This is a genomic window from Pseudomonas sp. WS 5021, from assembly GCF_012985535.1.
Classification (GTDB): Bacteria; Pseudomonadota; Gammaproteobacteria; order Pseudomonadales; family Pseudomonadaceae; genus Aquipseudomonas.
Genome location: NZ_JAAQWP010000002.1, coordinates 714,813 through 740,274 on the forward strand (window position 1 = coordinate 714,813; position 25,462 = coordinate 740,274).

Genomic DNA, 25,462 nt, shown 5'->3' on the forward strand with positions numbered 1-25,462 from the left:
CGCTACGCCTTACTTGGAAGTGTCGGCCAGCTTCACGCCCCACAGGCGCGGCTTGGCAACGGGCCAGGAACGATAACCCTCAACGCGCTTACCCATGGCGCCGATGGCAGTGCCGTTGTAGATGACCACCATGGGCACATCCTTGAGCATCAGCGTGTGCAGCTGGTCGAACAGTGGCCGGCGCTTGGCAGGGTCAACTTCCCGCTGGGCCTCGCGCAAAATCGCCAGGGCCTGGGGGTTGTCCCAGACTTTACGCGGCTCCTTGTCCTTGTCGCCGATCACCGATTCGTAGCTTTGCGCCGCATCGAAACGCCCCGAATAGGAGAACGACATCATCTGGTAGCTACCGCTCTGGTAACGCTCCAGCTGCGTGCCCCACTCCAGGGTTTCCATCTCGATGTTCAGCCCCGCTGCCTGGGTCATGGCTTGGCTGAGCAAGCCCATGTCGAACATCTGCGGGTAGCGCTTGTTGACCAGCATGCGGATTTTTTCCCCGCGGTAGCCGGCCTCTTTCAACAAGCGCCGGGCCTCGTCGAGGTTGTAGGTGTAACCCTGCTGCGCGATGCCGTCGTAGTAAGGGCTCGCGGTGGGAATCACTGAGTTGTTGACCACCGACAAGCCATCGGACAACGCCGCCACCATCTGCGCGTAATCCAGGGACAAGGCCACCGCGCGCCGGATGCGCACATCCTTGAGCAGCGGGTCGCGGGTCTGGAACAACAGGCCGCTGATGGTCATGATCGGGCTGACCTGGATCTGCAGGTTCTTGACCTGCTTGAGTTGCGCGGCATCCATCGCGGTCACGTCCGGCAGCAGGTCCACGCCACCTGACAGCAGCGCGGCCTTGGCCGAGGCTGCATCGGGGATCACCTGGAAGCGCACGGTGTCGACAAACGCCTGCTTATTGCCGGTGTAACCGTCCGCCTCGCCTTCGGCACGCGGGGTGTATTGCTTGAAGCGATCCAGCTCGACGTACTGGCCCTTCTGCCATTTGCCCAGGGTGAACGGGCCGGTGCCAATCGGTGCGCGCCAACTGCCATCGGCGGCCAGGGAGTCTGGGTGCAGGATGCCGCTGCCGGCACAATCCGGACGGGCCATGGCGGCCAGGAACAAGCCATTGGCCTGGTCCAGGGTGAACACCACGGTTTTCGGGTCTGGGCTTGAGACATCGACGATCTTGGCCGCGCCGCGCCCATCGAACTCCGCCAGGCAACGCCACTGGGTCTTGGGATCGAGGTAGCGCTGCCAGGTCCATTGCACCTGCTTGGCCGTCAATGGCTGGCCGTTCTGGAAGAGAACGCCGTCGCGCAGGGTAAAGGTGTAGCGCAGGCCATCGGCCGAGACGGCAACCGCACTGGCCAGCATCGGTGCGATGCTGGTGTCTTCGCGGTATGCCACCAAGCCTTCGACGATATGCATCATCACCGCGTCGGTATTGTCGTCACGGTTGACCCCTGGGTCGCTGCTGCGGATATCACCGTTGATGCCGACACTGATGACCTGGTCTTGGGCAACGGCCATGGAAAAGGCGCACGCCGACATCGCAACGGCCACTGCCGTCTTTACGTAACTATTCACGGGAGAAAGACTCCTTGAAGAAATTTTCCGGTCAGTGGCGAGGGCCAAGGCAGGACCGGCATCAGAATGAGTGAATCCTTGGTTATTGTTATACGGTCTGTTCTGAGTGCATCTACCTACGGTGTATCAGCCCAGGCTGCGCTTGTGGCGCAACACCTTGGCAAAAAAGTCCTGGGCGGCCGGCATGGCCTTGACGCCCTGGTGCGCGACGTTGGGCAGCAAGTCAAAGTGCACCTGCACGCCGGCGGCTTCGAAGCTCGCCTTCAAGGTGGCCAGGCGCTCAGGTCGCGTGCGCCCGGCAGCGTTGGCACCGGCCATGTAATGTTTGCCACCTTCACGGTGGGTGATTTCCCAGGTTTCGAGGTCTGAATCACCCACCACCATGTGCACCGGCAAGCGCTGCAAGGCTGGCAGGTTCAGCGGCTTGCCGAAGCGCGTGGCAAAGTCCCGCACGCCGACCCACCAGTCCTGATCGGCATCGAGCAGGGTCACCGAGCCCGGTGCACCGATGGACGCCGCCCAGAGTTTCTCGGGGTGCAGGTAGCAGAAGCGATGGGTGAATTGCCCCCCACCGGAATATCCGAACAACGCGAAGGTTTCAAAGCGGCGGCCGTAACGCTTGCCGACACTGGCAATCATGTCGAGCAACACCTGGTCGTAGCGGATATCGCCTTCGACCATCTGCTTGTAGCCATCGCCATTACCGTCCCCCAGCACGCCGACCGGGAACAGCGGCGACAGGATCACGCAATCGTTCCAGCGGCCAAATTCGGCGAAGCCATTGCGGTAAATCTCCATCGCACGGGTTGAACCGTGCAGCGACACCACCAGGTCGACTGGCCGGGTGCTGTCCTCGATGGCTTCAGGCACATAGAGGGTGTAGGCAAACCGGCTGTCCCCGTGATGGGAGTACACGGTGGTCGCGCCGAGGTGATACACGTTCTTTGCAGCACGCAATGCTGCGTGTTCAGGGCTGATATCTGGATTGCTCATTGGGTAAGTTCGCCGAGTCAGTTCGGGCTTGAGTATTGGTCGGGCTCTATAAAAAGAAAAACTAATTTAACTTTAACCTGAGTAAACAAAACCTTTACGATTCAGGCACACCCATGACCACGGGCCTGCCCATGAGCAACATTCGCTTCTTCAAGACGTTTATCGCCGTCGCCGAATACGGCAGTTTCGCCGCCGCCGCCGACCGGGTGGCCCTGACCAATGCCGCTGTCGGCCAGCAAATGCGCGCCCTCGAAGAAGAGATGCGCCGGCCACTGTTCGACCGCAGCCAGCGGCAGATCAAGCTCAGCCGCGATGGCGTGTTGTTGCTGCCCAAGGCCAAGCGCCTGTTGGCGGACTACGAGCAAATGATCGCCGAGGCGCCCGATGGCATGGCCATGGAGGGCGAAGTGTCCATCGGCGGTATTACCTCCGGCATGGGCCTGCTCGCCAATTGCCTGGTGCAACTGAAAAAGCTGCACCCGCGCATCTCGGTCAACCTGATGACTGCCCGCTCCGACGAGGTGGTCAACCTGGTACACGCCGCCAAGCTCGACGCGGCGTTGTTGATCGAGACGGCGCGGCAAAACTTCGACGGCTTGAGCTGGACCCTGCTCTACAACGAGCCCATCGTCATGCTCGCCAACACCGCGCAGACCGCGGGTATCAACGACGCCGTGGAATTGCTCAGGACCCAGCCGTTCATTCGCTATGACCGGTCCACCGCCGTAGGCCGCAAGGTGCAATCGATCATCAAGAGTGAATCGGTCGAGCCGCTGGAAATCCTCGAACTGAACTCGATCATCGGTATCGCCGACCTGGTCCGCCAGCAAGTCGGTGTGGCAATCGTGCCGCTGTTGAAGAACTTTGACTGGCACAAAGACCCCAGCCTGCGCGTACTGCCGCTGCCTGGAGACTTGGCGGTACGCCGGGTGGGGATTCTGGAGCAAGGCACCAAAAGTGCGATTACCGGGGAGATTCGCAAGTTGCTGATGCAGGCAGTGGCGAAGTGAGCCTTACCTGGCAGATTGCCACGCGTGGCCGCCCCTAAGGCTCACGCTCGGCCAGTTCTTCCAGCAGATCCGCGGACGGCACAAAAAACAAGCCACCGGTGACCGCCGTACTGAAATCCAGCAGCCGGTCATAGTTGCCGGCAGGCCGGCCGACAAACATGTTCTCCAGCATCAGCTCCAGCGGCTGCGGCGTGCGCGCATAGCCAATGAAATAGGTGCCGAACTCCCCCGCTCCCGGCCGGCCGAAGGGCATGTTGTCGCGCAGGATCTTCACTTCCTCGCCATCCTCGGTGATGGTGGTCAAGGCACTGTGGGAGTTGCTCGGCTTGGCCTCATCCGCCAGTTCGATATCCGCCAGTTTGGTACGCCCGATCACCCGCTCCTGGGCCTCGGTGGACAACGCGTTCCAGGCGCCCATGTTGTGCAGGTACTTTTGCACCAGCACATAGCTGCCGCCACTGAACGCCGGGTCTTCGTCAGCGACGATGGTGAAACCGACAGCCTTGCGCCCGGTCGGGTTCTCGGTGCCATCGACAAACCCGATGATGCTGCGCATGTCGAAATTGCGAAATCCCTGGACCTCATCCACCACGACCACCGCATCCCCCAGGGCCGCCATGATTTGCGTGGCCAGTTCAAAACACAGGTCCATGCGCTCGGCGCGAATGTGCAGCAACACATCCCCAGGCGTGGCAACCGCCATGCGCCCCGCTACGCCAACTGCCTGAAACGGATGCAGGGACGCCGGGCGTGGGTTGCCGAACAGCGCGTCCCAGGCCGTCGAGCCGAAGCCGCAGACACAGGTCAGGCTACCGTCGGGCACGCGCTTGCCCACGGAGCGCGTAAGGGCGGCGATATCGCCGCACCACTGGCGTACCGTCCTGGCCGCATCGCTACCGGGAGCAAGTGTGGCGACCATAAAAATGGCCGCGCGGGTGATCGGAGTGCACACAGCCTGAGGTTCAATATTCGGGTTCATCGTGACGGATTCCACACGCAGCTCCACGGTTAAAGGAGAGAGTAAAAAATCCTACACCCATTACTAAACGATATAAACGACTGTGAGATTTGACAGTTACGTGCGCGTTCGCCGTCGCGTAGTTTTTGAACAGGGTAAAAATCAAGGAGAGGATGATGGCGCACAACCCCATGGGCACCGACCCAACCGACGACGAAAACGATCCGATCTTCAATGCCACCACGCAAAAGCGCAATGTCGTGGACCCACGCACGGGGTTGTTTGAGGTTTACGTGCCCTTGCCGTCGCTGACGGGCAATGCCGGCAACGGGCCGGTGATCGAAATGAGCCTGCACAATACGCCCGTGGTCAATAACGAGGCAGCGCTGGGGGATGGCTGGTTCTATGCCATGACCACCTACAGTGAAAAGCACAAGAAGCTCACGATGCATTCCGGTGAAGTGTTGACGGTGGAAAAGGATAAAGATTTGAAGCAATCCGCCGTGATTGCGCAATGGAACAACGGCAAGTTGACCGTGCACCGCAAAGGTGGCCGCAAGGAAGTGCTGGTACTGCTGCCAGACACCGGCATCTACGTCCCCGAGTCCCTGACCACCGATGGTTACAACAGCGTGACCCTGAGCTGGATGACCACCGCCCATGTGATCGGCGGCGCAACCTACTACCAGATCCAGTTGACCGAAATCCGCGACGCCACCCGCAGCCTGCTCAAGGTGCAATACACCCCAGGGGACCCGGCTGCCACGCCGGTCATCAGTTCGGCCACGTTGACGTTCTGGCCCGACGACGCCGCCGAAACCCTGAGCTACAGCCTGGCCATCGAGAATTACGCCCTTAAATCCGTCAGCCTCGCAGCAGATATCAAAAGCAGTTTCGAGTACCTCGATCACCCGACCTGTGGCTGGCTGCTGACCAACATCACCAGCTTTGACGGGCTGCAGGAGCAGGTGGAGTATCAGGACAACGGACTGACCTTCCCGGACAACCCCAAGCTATCTGCCCTGCCCTGTGTCAGCACCCATACCCTGACGCCCAATGGCGGCGGCACACCGGTGGTGACCACCTATGTGTACCAGCGCCAGGACCCGGATCACTACCGCACGATCATGAGCGAGGGCGTGCCGGCTATTCGCACCACGACCTATAACTACAATGAACAGCACAACGTCACCTCCGAAGTGCTCGTACAAGGGGCGGCACAAACACAAAAAAAATACACGATGACTGTGCAAGAAGAACTACTAAGTCGCACGACATCGACGATATACAGCAAGGCCGGCAAGAGTCGGGAAGAGAAAAACGAAAACCGCTTCAATACCCACTCTGCACTTGTCAGAAATCGACAAGAAAGAGTAACTACAGCAGTGGACTACATACCTGCCCCAGAAAAAGGTGAAATTAAATCTACTGAGAGCGAGACTACCTTAACAAACTTGCTGAATCAGATCGCATTAACTTCCGAGCAGCAGACCGACAGAGAGCCTGATGAATCATGGACGCCTATCCTGACACTCCCCACCCAGTTGTTTCCTTCCACTTACGTTGATACTGAAATCGTCGACGATCCAGGGCTGCTGGCAATAATTCCAGAACTACTGCCAGGGACATTCCCCCAACTATTAAATATTTTCACCTTTAAATACCACGCCTATAAACAAATACCCAATCTAAGCGAATCTAAAATCATCAGTACCTTACAAGGTAGTCTCGCCAGCGAACCGAATTACAATGCAGCACTCATCGGCCAGCTTATCGAATACTTCGAAGGTGACGACTTTCGCAAAGGTCGCGTGAAGACCCTTACCCAGAGCACCCTGGGGACCAAGGACCGGCGCCCCGTGCAGACCGATCCAATACGCACCTTTGACTACACACTGGGAGGGGTTGGTAACACCGAACTGACCACCACGACCACCGACACCGACACAACCGGCAAGACCCGTACGTCTTCACAAACCCAAAGCACCCTCAGTGGCCGCCTCCTGCGCCAAGTCGACGCTGATGGCAATCGCACCGAGTTTACCTATAGCCAATACGGGCAGTTACTCAGCCTGACCGTCTGCGCGCACAGCACCACGTATCGCCAAGTCACCGCCTATGCCTACCCCGCGCCCGGGCAAGTGAAAGTCACCGAGCCCAACGGAAAAACCCACTTGACCCAATACGACGGGCAGGATCGGTTGGTGAGTGAATACTTGCTGGAAGGTAACCTGCGTAAGCAAACCAAGGCCGTTACCTATGACAGCCTGGGACGTGAGCTACGGACATCAAGTTTTGATTATGACCGGCACGGGACCCAGCTCATCCAATGGCAAGAGATGCGATACGACGACTGGAATGAAGTCAGCAGCCAGCACTACAGCGATGGCCGGGAAGACTTCAATCAATATGACCCCGTCGCCATGACCCGTACGCAATGGACCGGCAAGGCCGCCGACAAGCACACCACCGTGACGACGTACAACTCGGATGAAACCATCAAGAAAATTGAATGGAAAGGCCAGAATGGCGCCGTCTTTCAAACCCAGACAGCCAGTTACAATCGGGCCAAGCAAATTAAACAGTTGGTTACCGACAGCGAGTTCGGAATTATCACCATCAACTACATCTACGATGCCAATGGTCGCCTGCTGAGTGAACGGCGTAGCGAAAAAGGCCGTGGGTTGCTCGACGTGCCCTTCATCTATACCTACCACTACACCTATCCACAGCACTGGCTATTGAGGGACGCCACACAAATCGAGCTTGAGTCCGGTGGCAAACGGCAGGTCCTGGGCAAGCGCAGCTTCGACACTTGGGGCCGGGTAACCTCGCTGACACGCGGCTCTTGCACCGAGACTTACACCTATAGCGGCACAAGCACAGTACCCGCGACCACTGCTACCGCCGACGGCCGCGTGCTCAAGCATGACTACATCAAGGAGCTGGGCAATCGCCTGGCCAAGACCAGTACCGCAGATGCCAGCGCGCAAAACACCTTTACCTACGCCTATGGCACACAAGGTATTGCCACGGCGACCGAGGGCCAACAGTTCCTCCAGTACAACCATGACCTCTATCTCAGTATCACCCGGCAACAGGTGCAAACCGAGCCAGGTCAAAGCAAGGAAGTGCTTTACACCCACTCAATGAATGGGCGCTTGCTGGACAGTACCGACGTACTGAGTAACCAGACACTGTTTCTCTACAAGACTAACGGGCAGCGCTATGCCAGCAATAACTTTCACTACACCACTGACCACATTTACGATGATCAAGGGCTGTTTCAGGAGGAAGTCGTTGCCGGCCCCTACAACCTTGAGCCCACTTCCCCCATCACATTCCATGTGAAGTACACCCACGATCTGCAACAACGTGAGACCAGCCGCCAATTCATACTCCCCGGTAAAGTTGACCTCCTGCTGGAGCAAACTTATTACGCCGATGACAAATTGAAATCGGCCCAATTGAAACAGGGCGCCACCCTCCTCGGCTCCCGCAGCCTGACCTATACGCCGGGCGGCCGGGTCAAGTCCTGTACCACCACTGGCGTCTGGCGGCCAAGGACGCCGAAGAACAAGGAGATCGACAAACAGGAATTTACCTACGATGCACTGGGTAACGTGCTTACCCGCATCACCACCATCGGCACCGCGAAAAACACCGCAACCTATACCTACGACGCTGCCAATGGCTACCGCCTTACAACAGTCAAGAACAGCCACGCGGACTACATCGCGTCTGCCAGCTTGAGTTATGACGCAGCGGGACGGGTAACCCAGGACCAGACGGGCAAAAAATACAGCTATGACTGGCTCGGGCGGCTCATCCAGGCTGGCAGTGCGCGTTATAGCTATGACCCGTCCAAACGCCTGATGACCCGTAATGGCGGTGACGAGCCAAGTCAAGTGATCTACGACGGCCTCAAGGCTTGCGGGGATTACGCCACCGCCAGTAACGACAACAGCCGCAACCTCAACCCCGGCAGCGCCGCCTGTACGGTCCAACAAATCAAGCGCTCCGGGGTCGACAGAACACTGTTTGAACTGCGGGATCTCAACGGCAGCGTGTTGGTCAGCTACGATGTCCAGGCCCAGACCCTCAAGCATCATGCCTATACCGCCTACGGCGAGCATTTTTCGGATGAGCCCGACTCGGTACTGGGCTTCAACGGCGAATACCGTGACAGCACCACCGGCCAGTACCCGCTGGGCACAGGCGAACGCTGGTATGACGCATCCAGCATGCAGTTTCTTACCCAGGATGACCTCAGCCCGTTCGGTAAGGGTGGACCCAATCTGTATGGCTATTGTGCCGAAGGGGACCCGGTCAATTATCAGGACCCCACCGGGCATTTTTCCGTGGATAAGCAATTACGGGCGATTTGGGGGGACGACCTGCCTGGCCCGGAGGGCTTGGGCGAAGGAGGATCTTTGATTCATACGTACCTGTGGGGCGCGGTCGGTGTATTGACCGCCGTGATGACAGGAGGGACGGCACTGTTACTGACGGCGGCGATTGTTGGGCTCGCCGCCACTTCGCTCGCGACCGGTATTGCCTCAGTGGTTATCCAGGACACCAATTCCGCGGCCTCCGGCATCCTGGCCTGGATATCCCTGAGCACCGGAGCAGCAGCAGGGCTGACCACACTGGCAGCCAAAGTTGTGAGGGTTGGCGCGTATCTGGGGCGGTCTCTCCCAGCAGTCGCCAGGAACCTCATGAGCAAGACATCAAACGCCGTGACCGGCACCCTCAGGCAGTCGCGGCTAATCCGAGGAATGGAGCGCGTCTGGGCAAAATCATTCCCCCGCCCAACCGTGAATTGGCAGGTCCGCTACAACGATGCGTCACTACTGCACCCCCGGGGGACTTCGAGTCTGTTCGATACCGGTGATGTAAATACGCTTTCGTTCGTGACCTCGGGGGTCCTGGGAGGTCTGGGGGTCCTTGAGTCTGAGCCCGCTCAGTTTGCCGATACATTCATCGGTGATATTACTTGGTTGCCCTTCGGCAGTTTCAGGGGGTTGTGGTTGACCAGTAAAGGTAGATGATTCGGTACACCCTGCGCCGTACAAAAAACTGACCGAGCAAGGCCTGGGGCCCTGCTCGGTCAGGGTTTAAAGCTGCGGCCAGGTGTAACGGAGGTTCAGCCGGTTCTCATTGAGGTCGCTGCGGTAGTTTGAGCGCGCCGTCACATTGCGTATTCGAATGCCCAAGCCAGTGGCACGGCAGACCCTGCAGGTAAAAGGCAAATCAACCAAGGTCGCCCCCTCCTACCGGCAAGGTCACGCCGGTGATGTAGGAGGCCTCGTCAGAGGCCAGGAACAGGATCGCGCCCACTTGTTCGTCGATGCTGCCGTAACGCTTCATCGGGCTGCTATCCAGGGTCTGGTCGACAATTTGTTGGTACCACGCGCGCTCCTGCGCGCTCTGCGGCTGGTTATTGCGCGGGATGCGCCGGGGCGGTGCTTCGGTGCCGCCGGGGGCGGTGGCGTTGACGCGGATGCCGCTGCCGGCGGTTTCCAGGGCCAGGCAGGCGGTCAAGGCATTCACTCCACCCTTGGCCGCGCCATAGGGCACGCGATTGACCCCCCGTGTGGCGACCGACGACACATTGACGATGGCGCCACTGCCCTGCTCCAGCATGTAGGGCAGCACGCAATGGCAGCACCACAGCGTGGGGAACAGCGAACGGCGCACTTCGGCCTCGATTTGCGCCTCGGCGTAATACTCGAAGGGCTTGGCCCAGATGGTCCCGCCGACGTTGTTGATGAGGATATCGATGCGCCCGAAACGCACCTTGGCGGCGGCCATCACCTGGGCACACTCGGCATGCTGCTCCAAGTCGGCGATGAGGGTCAGCACCCGGGCATGCTGCAACTCGTGCACCAGTTCCGAGCGATCGATTGCGACCACCCAGGCGCCCTCCGCCAGCAAACGTTCGGCGACGCGCCGGCCGATGCCCTGGGCGGCACCGGTGACCAGCGCAACCTTGGTGTCAAAACGTAGATTCATGCTGGTTTCCTCAGGCGGCATCGCAGTTGGCCATGGCATTGGCGGTGAATTTTTCGTAATGGAAGCTGGCCGGGCTCACGCCCTGGTGCTTGAAGTGCTCGCGCACCGCATCGACCATCGGCGGCGGCCCGCACAGGTAAACGTCGACATCACCATCGTTGAGAACGTCGCCGGCCATATGCTGGGTGACATACCCCTGGCGCGGGTGCGCGGTCTGCGGATCGGCCACGCAGGTGACAAGCGTGAGGTTGGGCAACCGCGCAGCGAAGGCCTCCAGGGCCTCGACCAACACCAGGTCCTGATCCCGCGTCACCCCATAGATCAGCGTGATCGGCCGGCTTTCCCCCCGCAGGGCCAGCACTTCAAGCATCGACAGGAACGGCGCCAGGCCGGTGCCACCGGCCAATAACAGCAGCGGCCTTTGCACCTCACGCAGGTAAAAACTGCCCAACGGCCCGGTCATCGGCACGCTGTCGCCCGGCTGGGCGCGCTCCAGCCAACTGCTCATCAACCCGCCCGGTACATGCTTGATCAGAAAACTGGCGTGCGTGTCGCCAGGGCGGCTGCTGAATGAATAGGAGCGCGTCTGCCCACTGTCGGGCACGCCGATGTTCACGTACTGGCCGGGTAGAAACACCGGCGCCTGATCCAGTTCGAAACTCACCTGCAGTGCGGCATCGGCGTGGCGCGTGATGCTGGCCAGCGTCGCGACGAACTGCGTGGTGCCGGTCTTGCACGCGCTGGACGGTACCGGCACGGCAATCACGCAATCGGACTGCGGCACCATCTGGCAGGTCAGTACTTGGCGCTCCTGGGCTTCATTCGCGCTCAGGGCGTCTTCGATATAGTCATCGCCCAAGTCATAGGCGCCGGTTTCACAACGGCACTTGCACGTGCCACAGACACCGTCCGAGCAGTCCATGGGCAGGTTGATGCGTTGGCGGAAAGCAGCATCGAGCACCTTCTCCCCCACCTTGCAGTCGATAAAACGGGTAACCCCATCTTCGAAGTTCAGGGCAATGGCATACGTCATGGCGGTGTCCTCAGATGTGGTAGATGTCGATGACCTGGTGGATGTAATCGTTTTTCAGCACCACCTTCTTGTGTGTGATCAGCGGCTGCTCGCCGCGGATATCCAGGCTATAGAAGGAGGTGCCGAAATAGCTGTCCGTGGTCTTGTAGCGGTGGCTGAGGGTGTGCCAGTTGAAACGCAGTTGCACCTGGGCACCATCGTCGGCCAGCACTTCGAGGTTGCAGAGCAAGTGCACGGTGCGCGGCTCGGGCGTGCTGGCGCTGGAGCGTTCGGTCTTGATCCGGAAGATGCGGTCTTCCAGGCCATCGCGGCTGGGGTAGTAGATCAGCGAGATTTCGCGTTGCGGGTCTTCGGTGAGGGTGTCGTAGTCGTCCCAGGCGGGCATCCAGAATTGCACCTTGGGCGAATAACACGCCAGCCACTCATCCCACTGGCGGTCATCCAGCAGCCGCGCCTCGCGGTACAGAAAGTCCAGCAGGCAGTCACGGGACAGGCTCATGGCTGCAGCTCCCGGTCGCTGGCGATCAGGCCTGGCTGTTCACGCTCTATTGCACGCTGCAGGCTTGCGGCCCAATGCGCATGCTGGCGCACGAACAAGCCTTCGTCTTCGGTTTTGCCCCCGCTCAATTGCGGGTGCATGCCCATGGCCTTGGCGTTGTCGTCGGCCCCTTCCACCCACTGCTTGGCACCACGGCTCAGGTCATTCCACAGGGTGGTCGCGCCCTGGTAGCCGGTCTGGCAGGCGCGGAACTCTTCCAGGTCATCCGGCGTGCCCATGCCGCTGACGTTAAAGAAGTCTTCGTACTGGCGGATCCGCGTTGCCCGCTCCTCGGCGCTTTCGCCAATTGGCGCCATGCAATAGATCGTCACTTCGGTCTTGTCCACCGCGAGGGGCCGCACCACACGGATCTGCGTGGAGAACTGATCCATCAGGTACACATTGGGGTAGAGGCACAGGTTGCGGGTCTGGTCGACAATAAAGTCAGCACGCGCCTGGCCCAGGCGCTCGGCCAGTGCCGCGCGGTGGGCATGCACCGGGCGCACCTCTGGGTTGAGCAGGCGCGTCCACAGCAGGATATGCCCGTGATCGAAGGCGTAGACGCCGCCCAGGCTTTTCGACCAGCCATTGGCATCGACCGTGCGCGTGCCTTCGGCCTCGTAGTTGCGCCGGCCCATGGTCGCCGAGTAGTTCCAGTGCACGGAGCTGACGTGGTAACCGTCGGCGCCGTTCTCGATCTGCAGCTTCCAGTTGCCGTCGTAGACATACGAGGAACTGCCGCGCAGCACCTCCAGGCCCAGGGGGGCCTGGTCGACCATCTGGTCGATGATGACCCGGGTCTCGCCCAGGTAATCACTCAGTTGCGGCACCGCCTCGCTGAGACTGCCGAACAGAAAGCCACGGTAGTTTTCAAAGCGCGCCAGGCGCGTGAGGTCGTGGGAGCCGTCGCAGTCGAAGCTGTCCGGGTAGGCGCCGGTCTTGCCGTCCTTGACCTTGAGCAGCTTGCCGGCGTTGCTGAAGGTCCAGCCGTGGAATGGGCAGGTAAATGAGCCCTTGTTGCCCTGTTTGCGCCGGCACAGCATGGCGCCACGGTGGGCACAGGCGTTGACCAGGCCATGCAAAGTACCCTGTTTGTCGCGGGTGATGACCACCGGCTGGCGGCCGATCCAGGTGGTGTAGTAGTCGTTGATTGCCGGCACCTGGCTTTCATGGGCCAGGTACAGCCAGCCGCCTTCGAAGATGTGCTGCATCTCCAGGGCGAACAGGTCGGGGTCGGTAAAAATGTCGCGGCGGCAGCGAAATACCCCGGTAGCGGGATCTTCCTGAACGGACTCGCGCAATTGTGCAGCGAGGCGGTCGAGTGTAGTGGTCATGGGGCAGGCCCTCCGTTGTTCTTGTATCAGGCGCCCTCACCGTACGTGCTCCTCCCACTCCTCAATATCCGCTTCCTGCACATCAGTATCCGGCTGGCGCGAGCCGCTTAGCGATGGCGCTTCCAGGTCTGCGAAGGCAGCTCGCCAAAGCGTTTGCGATAGGCCTCGGAGAACCGCCCCAGGTGCATGAAGCCATGGTCCAGCGCCACTTCCGTCACACTGCGCGCACTGCTCAGTTGCAAACGCGCATGCACCCGCTCCAGCTTGCGCCGGCGCACATAATCACGGGGCGACAGGCCGACCTGGCGCGCAAACAGGCTATACAGCGACCGCTCGCTGACCTTGGCCACCGCCATCAATTGCTCGATACCGATGTCCTCGCCCAGGTGCTCCTCGATAAACTCGCGCACCGCCTCGAAACCACCGCCATGCGCCGCCTGGGGCACCACCCGCAACACATTGCTGGCCAGCAGCGCCAACAGCTTGTTGGCGACAATCCGCTCATACAGGTCCTGCACTTGCGGCTCGACGGCGTTTTCCGCCTCATGGCAGATCAGCCCCAGTAACTGCAGAAAACCGTCCATTTCACTCAGTGCATGGCGCGCCGCCGCAAAACGAATACCCGGTTGTGGCAGCGTCCAGTGCTGCGCCAGGCAAGCGTTTTCCAGCAGGCGCACCGGCAACTTGATGATGAATTTTTCGCAGTCGGCGGAATAGGTCAGGTCCACCGGGTCATCCGGATTGATCAGCAGGATCTCCCCCGACCCGAAGACCTGCGCGTTGCCCCGGGAATTGGAGCGGCAGTGCCCGCTCAGCAGGATCTGCAAGTGATAGATGGTTTCAAGCGCCACCGACGTCACCTGCACCGGCGCGCCATAGCTGATACGGCACAGGTCCAGGCTGGAAAAGGTCCGGTGGCTGATACTCGCCAGGGGCCGGCCCTTGGGCGGCAGACGGATACAGTGGTTGCCCACGTGCTGGTTGACATAATCCGACACGGCGTAGGCATCGGCACCCTGGAAAATCTGGCTGCGCTCACTCAATAGCACGGTCATGGTGCGCCTCTTTATAGTTATTGGCCTCAGGCTGAGGCGTGATGTCGCGAACGTCCAATATGGATAAGGTCTACATGGATACCCTTAAGGTATGGTGAACTTTTCGCGACTCGGTAGTTCGCACCAGGCCGGCGATCACGCAGCGCATGCAGTCCATTGTTACTGTTTCATCAATAATGCTTTTCTACCTTGAGTATTTATCCGGAAAAACCCTGCGCCTAAACTGCGCGCAATTTCCAGGCAGCCATAACGCGCTAACGCTTATAAGGCGATCCAACGCCAAACCCCCTTTCCTAGAGCCCTCGGCGGCGCCCGCGTCGATTGACTACCCCCTCCCTGCCAGCCCCGATCAGCGCGACTGCCTGCTGCCGACTGAATGCCTTGCCCCCTGCACATTGATTGCGTGCACTTTCCATTGACTAACGGAACGTATTAAAAAAATGACGGATGATCATCAACCCAAAACTCGCAAAGTTGCACTTGGCGCGACCGCGAGGGTGCTGTTTTGCTTGCTTGTGCTGCTCGTAGCGCTGGCAATGATTTACGGCGGTTTCAAACTGGTTGCGCTGGGCGGCTCGAGTTACTACTTGATCGCGGGGCTGGCGTATTTGCTGCTGGCGGCGCTGATGTTCTTGCGCAAAGGGATAGGCCTTGCCCTTTCAGTCATCATCGCCTTGGCAACCTGTGCCTGGGCGTTTTACGAAGTGGGCCAGTTCAGTTACTGGGAACTGCTGCCGCGCCTGGTCGTTCCGGCAATTGTCCTGGCGCTCAGCCTGTGGGTCGGCGCTACGTTCCCAACCACCTCATCACGCGCCCGGCGTTTGGCCAACGGCATGGGGCTCGTTGTGTTTGCGGGGCTGATCGCAACGTTTGTGGCGGCGTTCTATCCGCACGGTGCGATTTCCAATCCAGTCGCCGCGAAGGCTGCGCCCGCACCCACGGAGCCCGCCTCGGCGTCCGAAAACTGGGCATCCTTTGGCCGTAGTGCATCAGGCACCCGCTTTGCGCCGTTCAACCAAATCACCCCGCAAAACGTCAAGGACCTGCAAGTTGCCTGGATCTACCGAACCGGCCGCAGAACCACAGGGGGCGGCGCCGGTGTGGACGAAAACACTCCGCTGCAGATCGGCAACGTCTTGTATTCGTGCACCCCGGAAAACCTGATCACCGCCCTCGACGGCGATACTGGCAAGCCGATCTGGAAGTTCGATCCCCATGCCAGCAGCGCAGAGCACGTAACTTGCCGTGGCGTGGGCTATTACGACATCGATAAGGACGACAGTCTGAGCGCTGAAGTCAAAACGTCGTACGGCGACCAGCAACAATGCCGTCAGCGCATTCTGGTGTCGTCTGTGGATGCCCGTTTGTTTGCCCTTGATGCGCACACCGGCAGCCTGTGCGCGAACTTTGGCGACAAGGGTTACGTCGACCTGAAAAAAGGCATGGGCCCGACCGAGAACAGCAAGCGCTATCACCCCACATCCCTGCCGGTGGTCATGGGCCATCTCACCGTGGTCGGCGGCTGGGTGCGTGACATCGTCGCCAAAGAGCCTTCTGGCGCTGTGCGTGCCTTCGACGTGCTGACCGGCGCGCTGGTGTGGGCATGGGACATTGGTGCGCCTGAGGGCCAGGATGCAACCGCTGGCGACCAAGAGTTCACCCTGGAAACCCCCAATGTCTGGACCATTCCTACCTACGACAAGGCATTGAACCTGGTCTACCTGCCCACCGGTAACGGTCCGCCTGACTATTGGGGTGGCGACCGCAACCAGGCCAAGGAAAAGTATGGCTCGGCTGTCGTCGCCGTCGATGCTTCGACCGGCAAAACCCAATGGGTTTACCAGACCGTTCACCATGATGTGTGGGACTACGACCTACCCTCCCAACCTGTGCTGTACGACATCAAGAACGCCCAGGGCGAAAAAACACCGGTGCTCATCCAGACCACCAAAACCGGCAATATCTTTGTCCTGGATCGCCGCACCGGCCAACCGGTCACTGAAGTTCAGGAGCGGGCGGTGCCTACTTCGCCAGCGGCCGAAGGCGAGCACCTGTCGCCGACGCAACCCCATTCGGTAGGCATGCCGGTGATTGGTGCCGAGCCACTGACCGAAAAGTCCATGTGGGGCGTAAGCACCTTCGACCAACTGTACTGCCGGATCATGTTCAAGGACTCCGTTTACGTAGGGCCCTTCACCCCGCCAACTGAAAAGCCCTACATCGAATGGCCAGGCTTGCTGGGCGGCATGAACTGGGGTGGCATCTCTATCGACGAAAACACCGGCATGATGTTCGTCAACGACATGCGCGTCCCTTTGCGCATGGCGCTGGTTACCAAGGAAAACACCAAGAAGTTCAAAGTCTCGACCGATGAAGTGCCTGGCTTCATGGGCACCATTCGCCCACAAGTTGCCGGCATCTATGGTGGGGTGAAAATCGACATCCTCCAGTCGCCCCTGGGCGTGCCGTGCAACACCCCGCCATTTGGCAGCATGAGTGCCATCGACCTGAACACGCAGAAACTGGTCTGGCAGGTTCCGTTGGGCACCGTGCAGGATACCGGCCCGCTGGGTATCAAAACCCACCTGCCGATCCCGCTGGGCATGCCAACGCTGGGGGGCCCGACCTCGACGGCCTCGGGGCTGGTGTTCTTTGCCGGCACCCAGGACTACTACCTGCGGGCTCTTGAGTCGGCCACCGGTAAAGAGGTGTGGAAAGCCCGCCTGCCAGTGGGTGCGGTTGCGGCACCGCTGATCTACAAGTCACCGGCCACCGGCAAGCAGTATGTGGTGATCTCGGCGGGTGGCATGAGCCATTCGCCGGATGTGGGTGACTACATCATTGCGTATGCGCTGCCAGAGAGCGCCGATAAACCATAAATCGTTGGTTAGTGCCGTCTAAAAATAATCCCCGGTTTCGGGGATTATTTTTGCTGGCTGGGAGGCAGGCCTGGACACTACTCAACCATAAGCCCGCGACGCACTCGCCCTGCCCTTTTATAGGCTCTGACCACCGTGTTGGTCTCACAAGAAATGATCCCCTCCAGGGACCCCATCCGCGCCGTTGAAACGGCCCACAGATCATGAATATCACGACACAACACATGCCAAAACAACTGCGAACGTCCGCTGGTACCGAACAGGCAACGCGTGTGCTCATCCTTTGCCAGCTCCAGGGCAATGCCATCTGCCGCACCCGGTCGGGTTTGTAACGACAGGATCGCCTCTACCCCATAGCCAACCAACAGCGGTTCGAGTTCCACACGAAAGGTCAGGGCATTACTGTCGACCAGCCCACTCAGCATCCGCTGAACCTTCGGTTCACTGACGCCACAGGTTTGGGCAAGCACGCCCAGGCTGGCCCTTCCATCGAGCATTAACGCGCCCAGTAGCCGCATCTCATCGGCATTCAGGCTCACAGGCCCGGCCAGCACCGGTTCAGTAGGCACCGAACCGTCAATCCGCCAGCGACTCGCTCGTCGGAACGATCTGAGCACCACCTGCGATTGAACCTGCCTTACTCCCGGCACCAGCGGCAACGCTCGCACCACCATGTCAGACAGCGCTTCCACATTCGGCAAATTGATCTCGGTGAAGATGTCGAACTCTCCAGTTGTCGCCATCACCACCTGCGTCTGTGCCAGTTGCGCCAAGTGCTCCGCTACTTCCTTCTGCCGCCCGTCGGCTACCCGAATCCACGCATGCAGCACCGGGCCACTCCCGACGACAACCGGATCAAGCTCGCCGATCACCCGGATATATCCACTGTCCATCAAACGTTGCAGGCGACGCGAAAGCGTCCGCTCGGCCACATCGCAGCACGCACTCAAATCCCGCCAAGTGCCACGGGGGTTTGCCTGTAGTGCAACCAGGCAGGCCAGATCGGTTTCATCCAGCGCAAAATGTCTTTTTTCATCCGACTCAACGGTTGACGAGACCATATTCTTACAATACCTTCGCTCAAGTGGCCAAATTAAAACAAAACAAACCAGCAAATGTCTAAAAATAATTACAATTCAAAAACCAAAGGCACAAGCCAATGAATTATGCGACTCAAACGTCCCAAGCGGTAAAGCCGCAGGTATCAATCGCGCGCAAAATTGCGGCTGGCAGCATTGGGAACGCGGTGGAGTGGTTCGACTGGACGATCTATGCGTCGTTCGCGGTGTTCTTTTCTACACAGTTTTTTCCGAAAACTGACGAAACGGCGTCCCTGCTGGCGACGTTCGCTATTTTCGCCGTAGGTTTCTTCATGCGTCCAATCGGTGGTTGGGCGCTGGGGATCTACTCTGATCGCTATGGCCGCAAATCAGCATTGGGCGTCACCATCATGTTGATGGCTGGCGGCTCACTGATGATCGGCATTACCCCCACCTATGAGCAGATCGGGCTGCTAGCGCCGGTGTTGCTGGTGGTTGCACGACTGATGCAGGGTTTGTCGTTGGGCGGTGAATACGCGTCGGCCTCTACTTACCTGGCCGAGTTAGCGCCAGACCACCGTCGCGGCTTCTTTTCCAGCTTTGTCTTCTTCAGTTCCGCCGCAGGCATTCTGACCGCATCGGCGATCGGCTGGGCCCTTACTACCCTGCTCACCGACGAACAAATGAGAGAGTTCGGCTGGCGCATTCCGTTCTTGCTCGGTGCCTTGGGCGGTGTCGCGGGTATTTGGCTGCGTATGTCGGTGCCTGAAACCGAAGCCTGCACCTCGCAACCGGCTAAAAAGGTAGAGAAGCAACCCCTACGCACCCTGCTGCGGGATTATCCGCGCGAGACCCTGCGAATTGTCGGCTTTTCGATCCTCAGCACATTTGCCTTCTACCTGTTCGTTATCTACATCCCCACCTATGCCATCCGAGCACTGCACGTGGAGTCCTCGACAGCCTTTGCGGCAAATACGGTTGCCATGGTTGCATTCATGCTCGTGCACCCGCTCTTCGGCATGCTCTCAGACAAGTTCGGGCGCAAGCCGCAACTGATCGTTTTTGCCCTGGGTTACCTGCTGTTCTTCTACCCGATTATCACCAACATGCAGCCGACGTTCTCGTCGATCCTGATGGTGGAGCTGTTCGGCCTGTTGCTCTACGCGCTTTATACCTCGATCGCCCCAGCCATCATGTCTGAACAATTCCCGAGCAGCGTTCGCGCCGTCGGTATTGGTGCGCCCTACAACCTGATGGTGGCCTTGCTCGGCGGGACTACGCCATACCTGCTGACCTGGCTGCAGAGCCACGGCCAAGAGAGCTGGTTCTTCTATTACGTGCTCGCAGGCGCCGCGCTCACCCTTCTGACCTTCATCAAAATGCCAGAGACCGCCGGAAAACCACTGAAATAGGCACTGGCTCGAACAACGCGATGCGATCCCCGTCAACGCCCGTCGAACACGGGGATACCGACTCACAAATCTTAGAACCCAGAAATTATGTGCGAACGATCCCAAGCCCTTTGTTTCCAGACTGCCCTGCAGATTGCCCATCTGATCGCTACCCGGCAGATCACCTCGCGCGCCGTCACGCAATACTTTCTGGACCGTATTGCGCGCAGCAGCGCGCTTAACGCCTTCACGATAGTGTTCGCAGAGCAAGCCTTGGCGGCCGCCGATGCCGCCGACAGTGCACTCGATACAGGCCAACCCTTGAGCCCGTTGCATGGCGTGCCGGTTGCCATCAAAGACAACATCGAAATCGCCAACACCCTGGCCTCGGCAGGTTCGTTAAGCCGCCTGACCACTATCAGTTCCGCGACCAGCGCCGTCGCGCAACGTTTACAGGCGGCGGGAATGGTTATCGTCGGCAAGACCCAGATGACCGAATTTGCCTTCGGCTTATCCGGGCAGAACCCGACCCGAGGCACGCCCTGGAACCCCTGGGACGCCAAGTTGCATCGCGCCCCGGGCGGGTCCTCTTCAGGCGCGGCGGTTGCAGTTGCAGCAGGACTGGTACCGATTGCCGTCGGTGGCGATACCGGCGGATCGATACGAGCTCCCGCATCGCTTAATCATTTGGTTGGCTTCAAACCGTCCAGCGGCCTCATCAGCCTGGACGGTGTCGTTCCACTGGCTCCCAGCCTGGATGTGCTGGGCCCAATCGCCCGCGACGTAAACGACGCGCATGCGCTCACCGCCATCATTGCCAGCCCGTATACGGGCAATGGGTTGAAGGTTGAGGCTGAACTTGCCAGTGAGTGGGTGCCCACCAAGCCTGGCACCGTATTCGTACTGGACCAGAGTGCGTTCCCCAGTGCGCTGTCCATTGGCACCCGCCGGGTATGGGACCAGGCCTTGGGCAATCTGAACGCGGCCGGCTGGACGCTCGAAAGCTGGGTTCCCAATGATGAGTTGGATATCGCTCAGCTTTCCGAATGCAACTCGATGATCATTGCTTATGAGGGCTATCGCGAGTTTGGGCACCTGGCCCATGACCCCGCGCAGCTACTCTGGAAGGTGGTACGCAATCGAATCCTGGCGGGTGCGGATATCAGCCGTGATGCCTACGAACACGCCATTGCGCAGCGTGCAACGGCAGCCGCGGCATTCACCCGCGCGATCGGCTCATTTGGGGTGTTGTTGATGCCTGTCAGCAGCCACGGTGCCTTGCCCCTGGATGACGAGGACGTCAATCACGCCAGTATTGGCAAGTTCAGCCGAGCCAGTAATTACCTGGGCACTCCGGCAATCGCCCTGCCCGCCGGATTCGATGAGGCCCAGATGCCGATTGGCGTGCAGCTGCTAGGCCCGGTATTTACAGATATGCACTTGCTGAAAACAGCGAGCGCCATGGCGCCTTCGCTTTTACTTGACGGGCGCACGCCTGAGCTTGAGCGATGGGGGCTTTAAACCAGGTACAAACAGCAATCGCCCAAGACGACCAGTCCCAGTCACAGGCCGATCGAGATGGCAGCCCAATAAAAGATTGTTAATGCGAAGCACTATCATTAAAGTGCAGGACTTTCCTCTGCGTGATCTCTGCTAATGTCGAGCATGACCACCGAAGAGCTTGAGGTGGCGTTTCGGGCCCATGCCACCGAGTTGCGTTCGTTTCTTCATCGTCAGTTGCGCAATCCTGAGACTGCGGCCGATCTGACCCAGGAAACCTACCTGCGCCTGCTCCGCCAGCCACCCCGCAAGCCGGTGCTCAATCTACGCGGCTTTATCTTTAAAGTTGCGCGCAACTTGGCGATTGATCATGCGCGCAGCAGGCAGACGCGAGAGCGCCTCGACGAAGGCACCGCCTACCTCTACGAGGTGACCGGCGAGAGCCCGGCGCTGTTCGATGTGGTGGTCGCGCAACAAGAACTGGCCGCGATGGCTCACGCACTGCACCGCTTGCCTACCCAGTGCCAGGAGATATTCACGCTGTGTCGGCTGCAAAACCTGCCCCACAAGGAAGTGGCCCTGCAACTGAAGGTTTCGGTCAGTACGGTGGAAAAACAATTGGCTATTGCGCTCGACTTTCTCAGCCAATGCCTGCAACGATAGCCGGTATGCACGATCAACCCCACACCACGCCATCCCTCAGCGAAATCCAGCGCACTGCCCACGCGTGGGTGATTCGCCTCACCTCGGGTTCGGTGCAGCCATCGGATGTGGCGGCGGCGCGGGCATGGTGCGAACAGGCGCCGGAGCATCAGCAGGCGTTTGTCGAAGCGCGTCGGATGTGGAGCTTAAGTGCGCATCTGGCCCAGCCTGCTGCTTCGGCACGGCCGTCCGCGCGTCGCCTGTGGGCAATGGGTATCGCGGCGTCGTTGGTGCTCGGGCTCGGCGTGACATGGGCGCAACGAATGGCATTGGATGCCGACTATTACACCGGCACCGGTGAGCGTCGACAGGTCGTGCTAGCTGATGGTTCGCAGATCACCTTGAATGCCAACAGCGCCGTTGATGTGAAATTCACTGACGATGGGCGGCGTATTACCCTGCGCAAAGGCGAGGCCGTGTTCGACGTGAAGCCGGACCCGCAGCGGCCCTTCAGTGTGCAAGCGGGAGCCTTGAGCGCGACGGCCCTGGGCACGATCTACGCCGTACGCCGTGATGCAGAGCACGTGGATGTCACGGTGCGCCGCGGGCGTGTGGCCGTCACGGGCGAGCCTGACAAGGTGACGCTCGGCGCTGGCGAGACCGTTGGCGGGCGTGCCGATGGCCTGGGCGCCAAGCAGCGTGTGGACGTCGACACGATGCTGGCCTGGGAGCAAGGTCGCCTGGTCTTCGAGCTGACACCGCTGGCGCAGGTGCTTGAGCAACTCGAACGCTATCGTCCGGGAATCATAGTGCTGCGGGACTCGCGCCTGGGCGCACTCAAGGTCAGCGGCACCTTTCAGCTCAACGACCTGGACGAGGGCCTGACGACGCTGGAGAACGTCTTTGCCCTCAAGATCGAGCGCTACACCGACTATCTGCTGGTGATCTCCTCCAAGACTTGACTATTTTTACGGGTGTTGGCGTGTCAGCCGTCTTCCTTCCCTAGAACGATAATGCTTCGTATTAGGGAGACCACTGATGCACCATCCGTTACCTGAAGGGCTGCACATAAAATCGTTGTCCGCCGCCCCGCTCGCCCTCTTGTGCGTGCTGATATCCGGCCTGGCAGTGGCTGCCCCTCACTCTTTCAACATTGCACCGCAACCCCTGGCGAGCGCGCTGAACCGCCTGGCTGCTCAAAGCGGTTTACAGGTGATTTTTGATGGCACGCTGGTAGTCGGCAAGAACAGCCTTGGAGTCGTCGGCCCCAAAGAGCCAGAAGCGGCACTGGCTGACGTCTTGAAAGGCAGCGGCCTGACCTGGCGCGCGACCGGCGCAAACAGCGTGATGCTGGAAAAGGCCCCTGAATCGAGCAGCACCCTGCAATTGGGGGAGACGGCAATCGTCGGCCAGCAGATGGGTGAAACCACCGAGAACACCGGTTCCTACACCACCGGGGCCATGCAGACCGCCACCAAGCTCCCCTTGACCTTGCGGGAAACACCGCAGTCGGTCAGCGTGGTCACGCGCAAACGCATGGACGACAAAGCCATGACCACCATCAGCGATGTGGCCCAAAGCGCGCCGGGGTTTTTCCTGAATAACTCCGGCGGCGTTGGGCGACCCACGTTCAGCGCGCGCGGGTTCGACGTCGACACCATTATGTACGACGGCTTTCCCACCAGTTTCCTCACCTACCTGCCCAGCAGCGAAGCCAATCTGGCCATGTATGACCGGGTGGAAATCGTGCGTGGCGCCACCGGCCTGGCCCAGGGCGCGGGCAGCCCGGCTGGCGCGATCAACCTGGTGCGTAAGCGCCCGACCCATAAATTCCAGGCCGTGCTCACCGGCAGTGCCGGCAGTTGGGACGATTACAGCAGCACCCTGGACATTGGCGGCCCGCTCAACGAAAGCGGCACCTTGCGTGCCCGTACGGTGCTCTCGCGGCAGGACTCGAAAAGCTTTCGCGAGTCGGTAGAGAGCGACGCCGATCTGTACTACGGCGTCGTGGACGCCGACCTGACGGATACCACCACGCTGACGCTGGGGGCCTACCGGCAGAAGGACTACACCAACTACGTCTGGGGCGGTTTGCCCATGGCCCGTGGCGGTGGTCATCTAGGACTGCCCCGGGACACGTTCCTGGGGCATGACTATGAATACATGGACAACCGCACCACCGGGTATTTCGCGACCCTGGAGCATGGTTTCGCCAATGACTGGAAGCTGCGCATGGCAGCCATGCAGTCGATGACCAACACCGACGTGCTGGCCTCCTCTATATGGGGATACAACCGCCACTATCTATGGACGCAGGCCATGGAGCAGAAAGAGAAAGGCTATGACCTGGCCCTCAGCGGCCCCTTCCAGCTACTGGGCCAGGAACATGACTTCACCGTGGGCGTCAGCAAGCGCCAGCTGGATTATCGTACCGGTAAGATTTGGGAAAGGTTCATCGACAGCAACGTCGATCTGTTCGCGTGGGACCCGCGTGGCCACACCAAGCCCACTATCGTCAAAGGCCCCGACGGCCGTCTCGAGACGACGACTCAGGACAGCCTCTATACCAGCACCCGCCTGCGCTTGACCGACCCACTGTCGCTGATTCTCGGCGGCCGTCTGGACTGGTACGAATTCCAAAGCAGGGCAAACCCTGCCAGCAGCTACAAGGTCACGCGCAATCTGACCCGCTATGCCGGCCTGGTCTATGACCTGGACACCAATCACTCGGTCTATGTCAGCTACACAGATATCTTCAAGCCACAGACCGAAAAAGGCCTCGGTGGACAAGTGGTGGTGCCTATCGTGGGCGAGAACTACGAGGTGGGTATCAAGGGCGAATACTTTGATGGCGCACTGAACGCCAGCCTGGCGGTTTTCCAGATTGACCAGAAGAACCGCGCCCAGCAATTGCCGGATGTCAAAGGCTGCGGTGCAACCGCCAACAGTGAGTGCTATGAGTCTTCCGGCCTGGTGCGCAGCCGCGGTGTGGACCTGGAAATCCAGGGCGCCCTGAGCGAAAACTGGCAACTGGCCGGCGGGTACACCTACACCCAGACGAAGTACGTCAACGACGCCACTGCAACCCTGGAAGGCCAGGACTTCAACCGCCGGCTGCCGCGCCAGCTATTCAAGCTGTCCACCCTCTACACCCTGCCCGGCGACCTGCAACGCTGGCGCATTGGCGGTGATGTTTATCAGCAGAGCCAGATCCGCACCGCAGGGGGCAGCGGTACCAGTGCATGGCAAAACCGGCAGGGCTCGTACACCGTGGCCGGCCTGGTGGCAGGCTACAAGGCCAGCGAGCAACTGGATTTGCAGGTCAACGTAAACAACCTGTTCGACCGTACCTACTACGTCAGCATCGCCAACGGCGGCTATGAACCGTACGACGTCTACGGCGACCCGCGTAACTTCAAACTGACTGCCCGCTACAGCTTCTGAGAAGCGGCTCGACGCTCATGTCCAAGGACGGACATGAGCAGGATAGATAGGG

17 protein-coding genes are annotated in these 25,462 nt (G+C 59.8%); 8 read left to right on the forward strand and 9 right to left on the reverse strand.

What is annotated here, in order from left to right:
- Positions 1–9 precede the first annotated feature (9 nt).
- Both HBO19_RS09390 and HBO19_RS09395 read right to left on the reverse strand, forming a co-directional pair.
- On the reverse strand, positions 10–1,578 hold the full coding sequence (locus HBO19_RS09390) for an ABC transporter substrate-binding protein (RefSeq protein ID WP_170057368.1): 1,569 nt from the start codon (positions 1,576–1,578) through the stop codon (positions 10–12).
- 126 nt (positions 1,579–1,704) lie between these two features.
- On the reverse strand, positions 1,705–2,571 hold the full coding sequence (locus HBO19_RS09395; protein ID WP_170041455.1) for an alpha/beta hydrolase: 867 nt from the start codon (positions 2,569–2,571) through the stop codon (positions 1,705–1,707).
- 131 nt (positions 2,572–2,702) lie between these two features.
- On the opposite strand from HBO19_RS09395, the gene HBO19_RS09400 reads away from it, so the two are divergent.
- The gene (locus HBO19_RS09400; protein ID WP_169951961.1) at positions 2,703–3,581 is read left to right on the forward strand and encodes a LysR family transcriptional regulator; all 879 of its coding nucleotides are present in this window, start codon (positions 2,703–2,705) and stop codon (positions 3,579–3,581) included.
- Between the two features lie 34 nt (positions 3,582–3,615).
- On the opposite strand, the gene HBO19_RS09405 is transcribed toward HBO19_RS09400, so the two are convergent.
- On the reverse strand, positions 3,616–4,560 hold the full coding sequence (locus tag HBO19_RS09405) for a Dyp-type peroxidase (RefSeq protein WP_169951960.1): 945 nt from the start codon (positions 4,558–4,560) through the stop codon (positions 3,616–3,618).
- A gap of 155 nt (positions 4,561–4,715) precedes the next feature.
- Here HBO19_RS09405 and HBO19_RS09410 point away from each other — a divergent pair, with 155 nt between their 5' ends.
- Positions 4,716–9,590: an RHS repeat-associated core domain-containing protein gene (locus HBO19_RS09410; protein WP_170057369.1), complete on the forward strand. Its 4,875-nt coding sequence runs from the start codon at positions 4,716–4,718 to the stop codon at positions 9,588–9,590.
- 202 nt (positions 9,591–9,792) lie between these two features.
- On the opposite strand, the gene HBO19_RS09415 is transcribed toward HBO19_RS09410, so the two are convergent.
- The 5 genes from HBO19_RS09415 to HBO19_RS09435 all read right to left on the reverse strand — a co-directional run bounded on the left by HBO19_RS09415 (position 9,793) and on the right by HBO19_RS09435 (position 14,514).
- A complete protein-coding gene (locus HBO19_RS09415) occupies positions 9,793–10,554 on the reverse strand; it encodes a 1,6-dihydroxycyclohexa-2,4-diene-1-carboxylate dehydrogenase (protein WP_170057370.1) in 762 nt (253 codons plus the stop codon).
- Positions 10,555–10,564: 10 nt separating this feature from the next.
- Positions 10,565–11,587, reverse strand: a complete 1,023-nt coding sequence (gene benC, locus HBO19_RS09420; RefSeq protein WP_170057371.1) for a benzoate 1,2-dioxygenase electron transfer component BenC — start codon at positions 11,585–11,587, stop codon at positions 10,565–10,567.
- Between the two features lie 10 nt (positions 11,588–11,597).
- The gene (gene benB, locus HBO19_RS09425; protein WP_169951484.1) at positions 11,598–12,086 is read right to left on the reverse strand and encodes a benzoate 1,2-dioxygenase small subunit; all 489 of its coding nucleotides are present in this window, start codon (positions 12,084–12,086) and stop codon (positions 11,598–11,600) included.
- Entirely contained in the window at positions 12,083–13,459 is a 1,377-nt protein-coding gene (locus HBO19_RS09430) for a Rieske 2Fe-2S domain-containing protein (RefSeq protein WP_170057372.1), read from the reverse strand. Before HBO19_RS09430 ends, benB begins: the two co-directional genes overlap by 4 nt.
- 107 nt (positions 13,460–13,566) lie before the next feature.
- Positions 13,567–14,514, reverse strand: coding sequence for an AraC family transcriptional regulator (locus tag HBO19_RS09435; RefSeq protein WP_170057373.1), 948 nt, complete (start codon positions 14,512–14,514; stop codon positions 13,567–13,569).
- 440 nt (positions 14,515–14,954) lie between these two features.
- Between HBO19_RS09435 and HBO19_RS09440 the strand changes: the two genes are divergently transcribed.
- Positions 14,955–17,393, forward strand: coding sequence for a membrane-bound PQQ-dependent dehydrogenase, glucose/quinate/shikimate family (locus HBO19_RS09440; protein WP_170041460.1), 2,439 nt, complete (start codon positions 14,955–14,957; stop codon positions 17,391–17,393).
- 77 nt (positions 17,394–17,470) lie between these two features.
- Here the strand turns inward: HBO19_RS09440 and HBO19_RS09445 are convergent, their stop codons facing one another.
- Positions 17,471–18,454 (reverse strand): Lrp/AsnC family transcriptional regulator, encoded by a 984-nt coding sequence (locus tag HBO19_RS09445; protein ID WP_169951476.1) that lies wholly within the window; start codon positions 18,452–18,454, stop codon positions 17,471–17,473.
- A 98-nt stretch (positions 18,455–18,552) separates the two neighbouring features.
- On the opposite strand from HBO19_RS09445, the gene HBO19_RS09450 reads away from it, so the two are divergent.
- The 5 genes from HBO19_RS09450 to HBO19_RS09470 all read left to right on the forward strand — a co-directional run bounded on the left by HBO19_RS09450 (position 18,553) and on the right by HBO19_RS09470 (position 25,410).
- Complete coding sequence (locus HBO19_RS09450; RefSeq protein ID WP_170041462.1) at positions 18,553–19,845, forward strand: MFS transporter; 1,293 nt, start codon at positions 18,553–18,555, stop codon at positions 19,843–19,845.
- Positions 19,846–19,932: 87 nt separating this feature from the next.
- Positions 19,933–21,345 carry an amidase gene (locus HBO19_RS09455; protein ID WP_170057374.1) on the forward strand — a complete coding sequence of 471 codons (1,413 nt, stop codon included), beginning with the start codon at positions 19,933–19,935 and terminating at the stop codon, positions 21,343–21,345.
- Positions 21,346–21,489: 144 nt separating this feature from the next.
- On the forward strand, positions 21,490–21,987 hold the full coding sequence (locus tag HBO19_RS09460; RefSeq protein ID WP_262376891.1) for an RNA polymerase sigma factor: 498 nt from the start codon (positions 21,490–21,492) through the stop codon (positions 21,985–21,987).
- Positions 21,988–21,992: 5 nt separating this feature from the next.
- Positions 21,993–22,928, forward strand: coding sequence for a FecR family protein (locus HBO19_RS09465; RefSeq protein WP_170041465.1), 936 nt, complete (start codon positions 21,993–21,995; stop codon positions 22,926–22,928).
- Between the two features lie 76 nt (positions 22,929–23,004).
- Positions 23,005–25,410 carry a TonB-dependent receptor gene (locus HBO19_RS09470; protein WP_170057375.1) on the forward strand — a complete coding sequence of 802 codons (2,406 nt, stop codon included), beginning with the start codon at positions 23,005–23,007 and terminating at the stop codon, positions 25,408–25,410.
- The last annotated feature ends 52 nt before the right edge of the window (positions 25,411–25,462 follow it).

Bases quoted from the DNA above. Each gene is read 5' to 3' on its own strand.
- HBO19_RS09470 (WP_170057375.1), top strand. From the start codon at position 23,005: ATGCACCATCCGTTACCTGAAGGGCTGCACATAAAATCGTTGTCCGCC.
- HBO19_RS09395 (WP_170041455.1), bottom strand. From the start codon at position 2,571: ATGAGCAATCCAGATATCAGCCCTGAACACGCAGCATTGCGTGCTGCA.
- HBO19_RS09460 (WP_262376891.1), top strand. From the start codon at position 21,490: ATGACCACCGAAGAGCTTGAGGTGGCGTTTCGGGCCCATGCCACCGAG.
- HBO19_RS09445 (WP_169951476.1), bottom strand. From the start codon at position 18,454: ATGGTCTCGTCAACCGTTGAGTCGGATGAAAAAAGACATTTTGCGCTG.
- HBO19_RS09405 (WP_169951960.1), bottom strand. From the start codon at position 4,560: ATGAACCCGAATATTGAACCTCAGGCTGTGTGCACTCCGATCACCCGC.
- HBO19_RS09435 (WP_170057373.1), bottom strand. From the start codon at position 14,514: ATGACCGTGCTATTGAGTGAGCGCAGCCAGATTTTCCAGGGTGCCGAT.
- HBO19_RS09450 (WP_170041462.1), top strand. From the start codon at position 18,553: ATGAATTATGCGACTCAAACGTCCCAAGCGGTAAAGCCGCAGGTATCA.
- HBO19_RS09430 (WP_170057372.1), bottom strand. From the start codon at position 13,459: ATGACCACTACACTCGACCGCCTCGCTGCACAATTGCGCGAGTCCGTT.
- benC (WP_170057371.1), bottom strand. From the start codon at position 11,587: ATGACGTATGCCATTGCCCTGAACTTCGAAGATGGGGTTACCCGTTTT.
- HBO19_RS09440 (WP_170041460.1), top strand. From the start codon at position 14,955: ATGACGGATGATCATCAACCCAAAACTCGCAAAGTTGCACTTGGCGCG.
- HBO19_RS09465 (WP_170041465.1), top strand. From the start codon at position 21,993: ATGCACGATCAACCCCACACCACGCCATCCCTCAGCGAAATCCAGCGC.
- HBO19_RS09400 (WP_169951961.1), top strand. From the start codon at position 2,703: ATGAGCAACATTCGCTTCTTCAAGACGTTTATCGCCGTCGCCGAATAC.
- HBO19_RS09455 (WP_170057374.1), top strand. From the start codon at position 19,933: ATGTGCGAACGATCCCAAGCCCTTTGTTTCCAGACTGCCCTGCAGATT.
- HBO19_RS09410 (WP_170057369.1), top strand. From the start codon at position 4,716: ATGGCGCACAACCCCATGGGCACCGACCCAACCGACGACGAAAACGAT.
- HBO19_RS09415 (WP_170057370.1), bottom strand. From the start codon at position 10,554: ATGAATCTACGTTTTGACACCAAGGTTGCGCTGGTCACCGGTGCCGCC.
- benB (WP_169951484.1), bottom strand. From the start codon at position 12,086: ATGAGCCTGTCCCGTGACTGCCTGCTGGACTTTCTGTACCGCGAGGCG.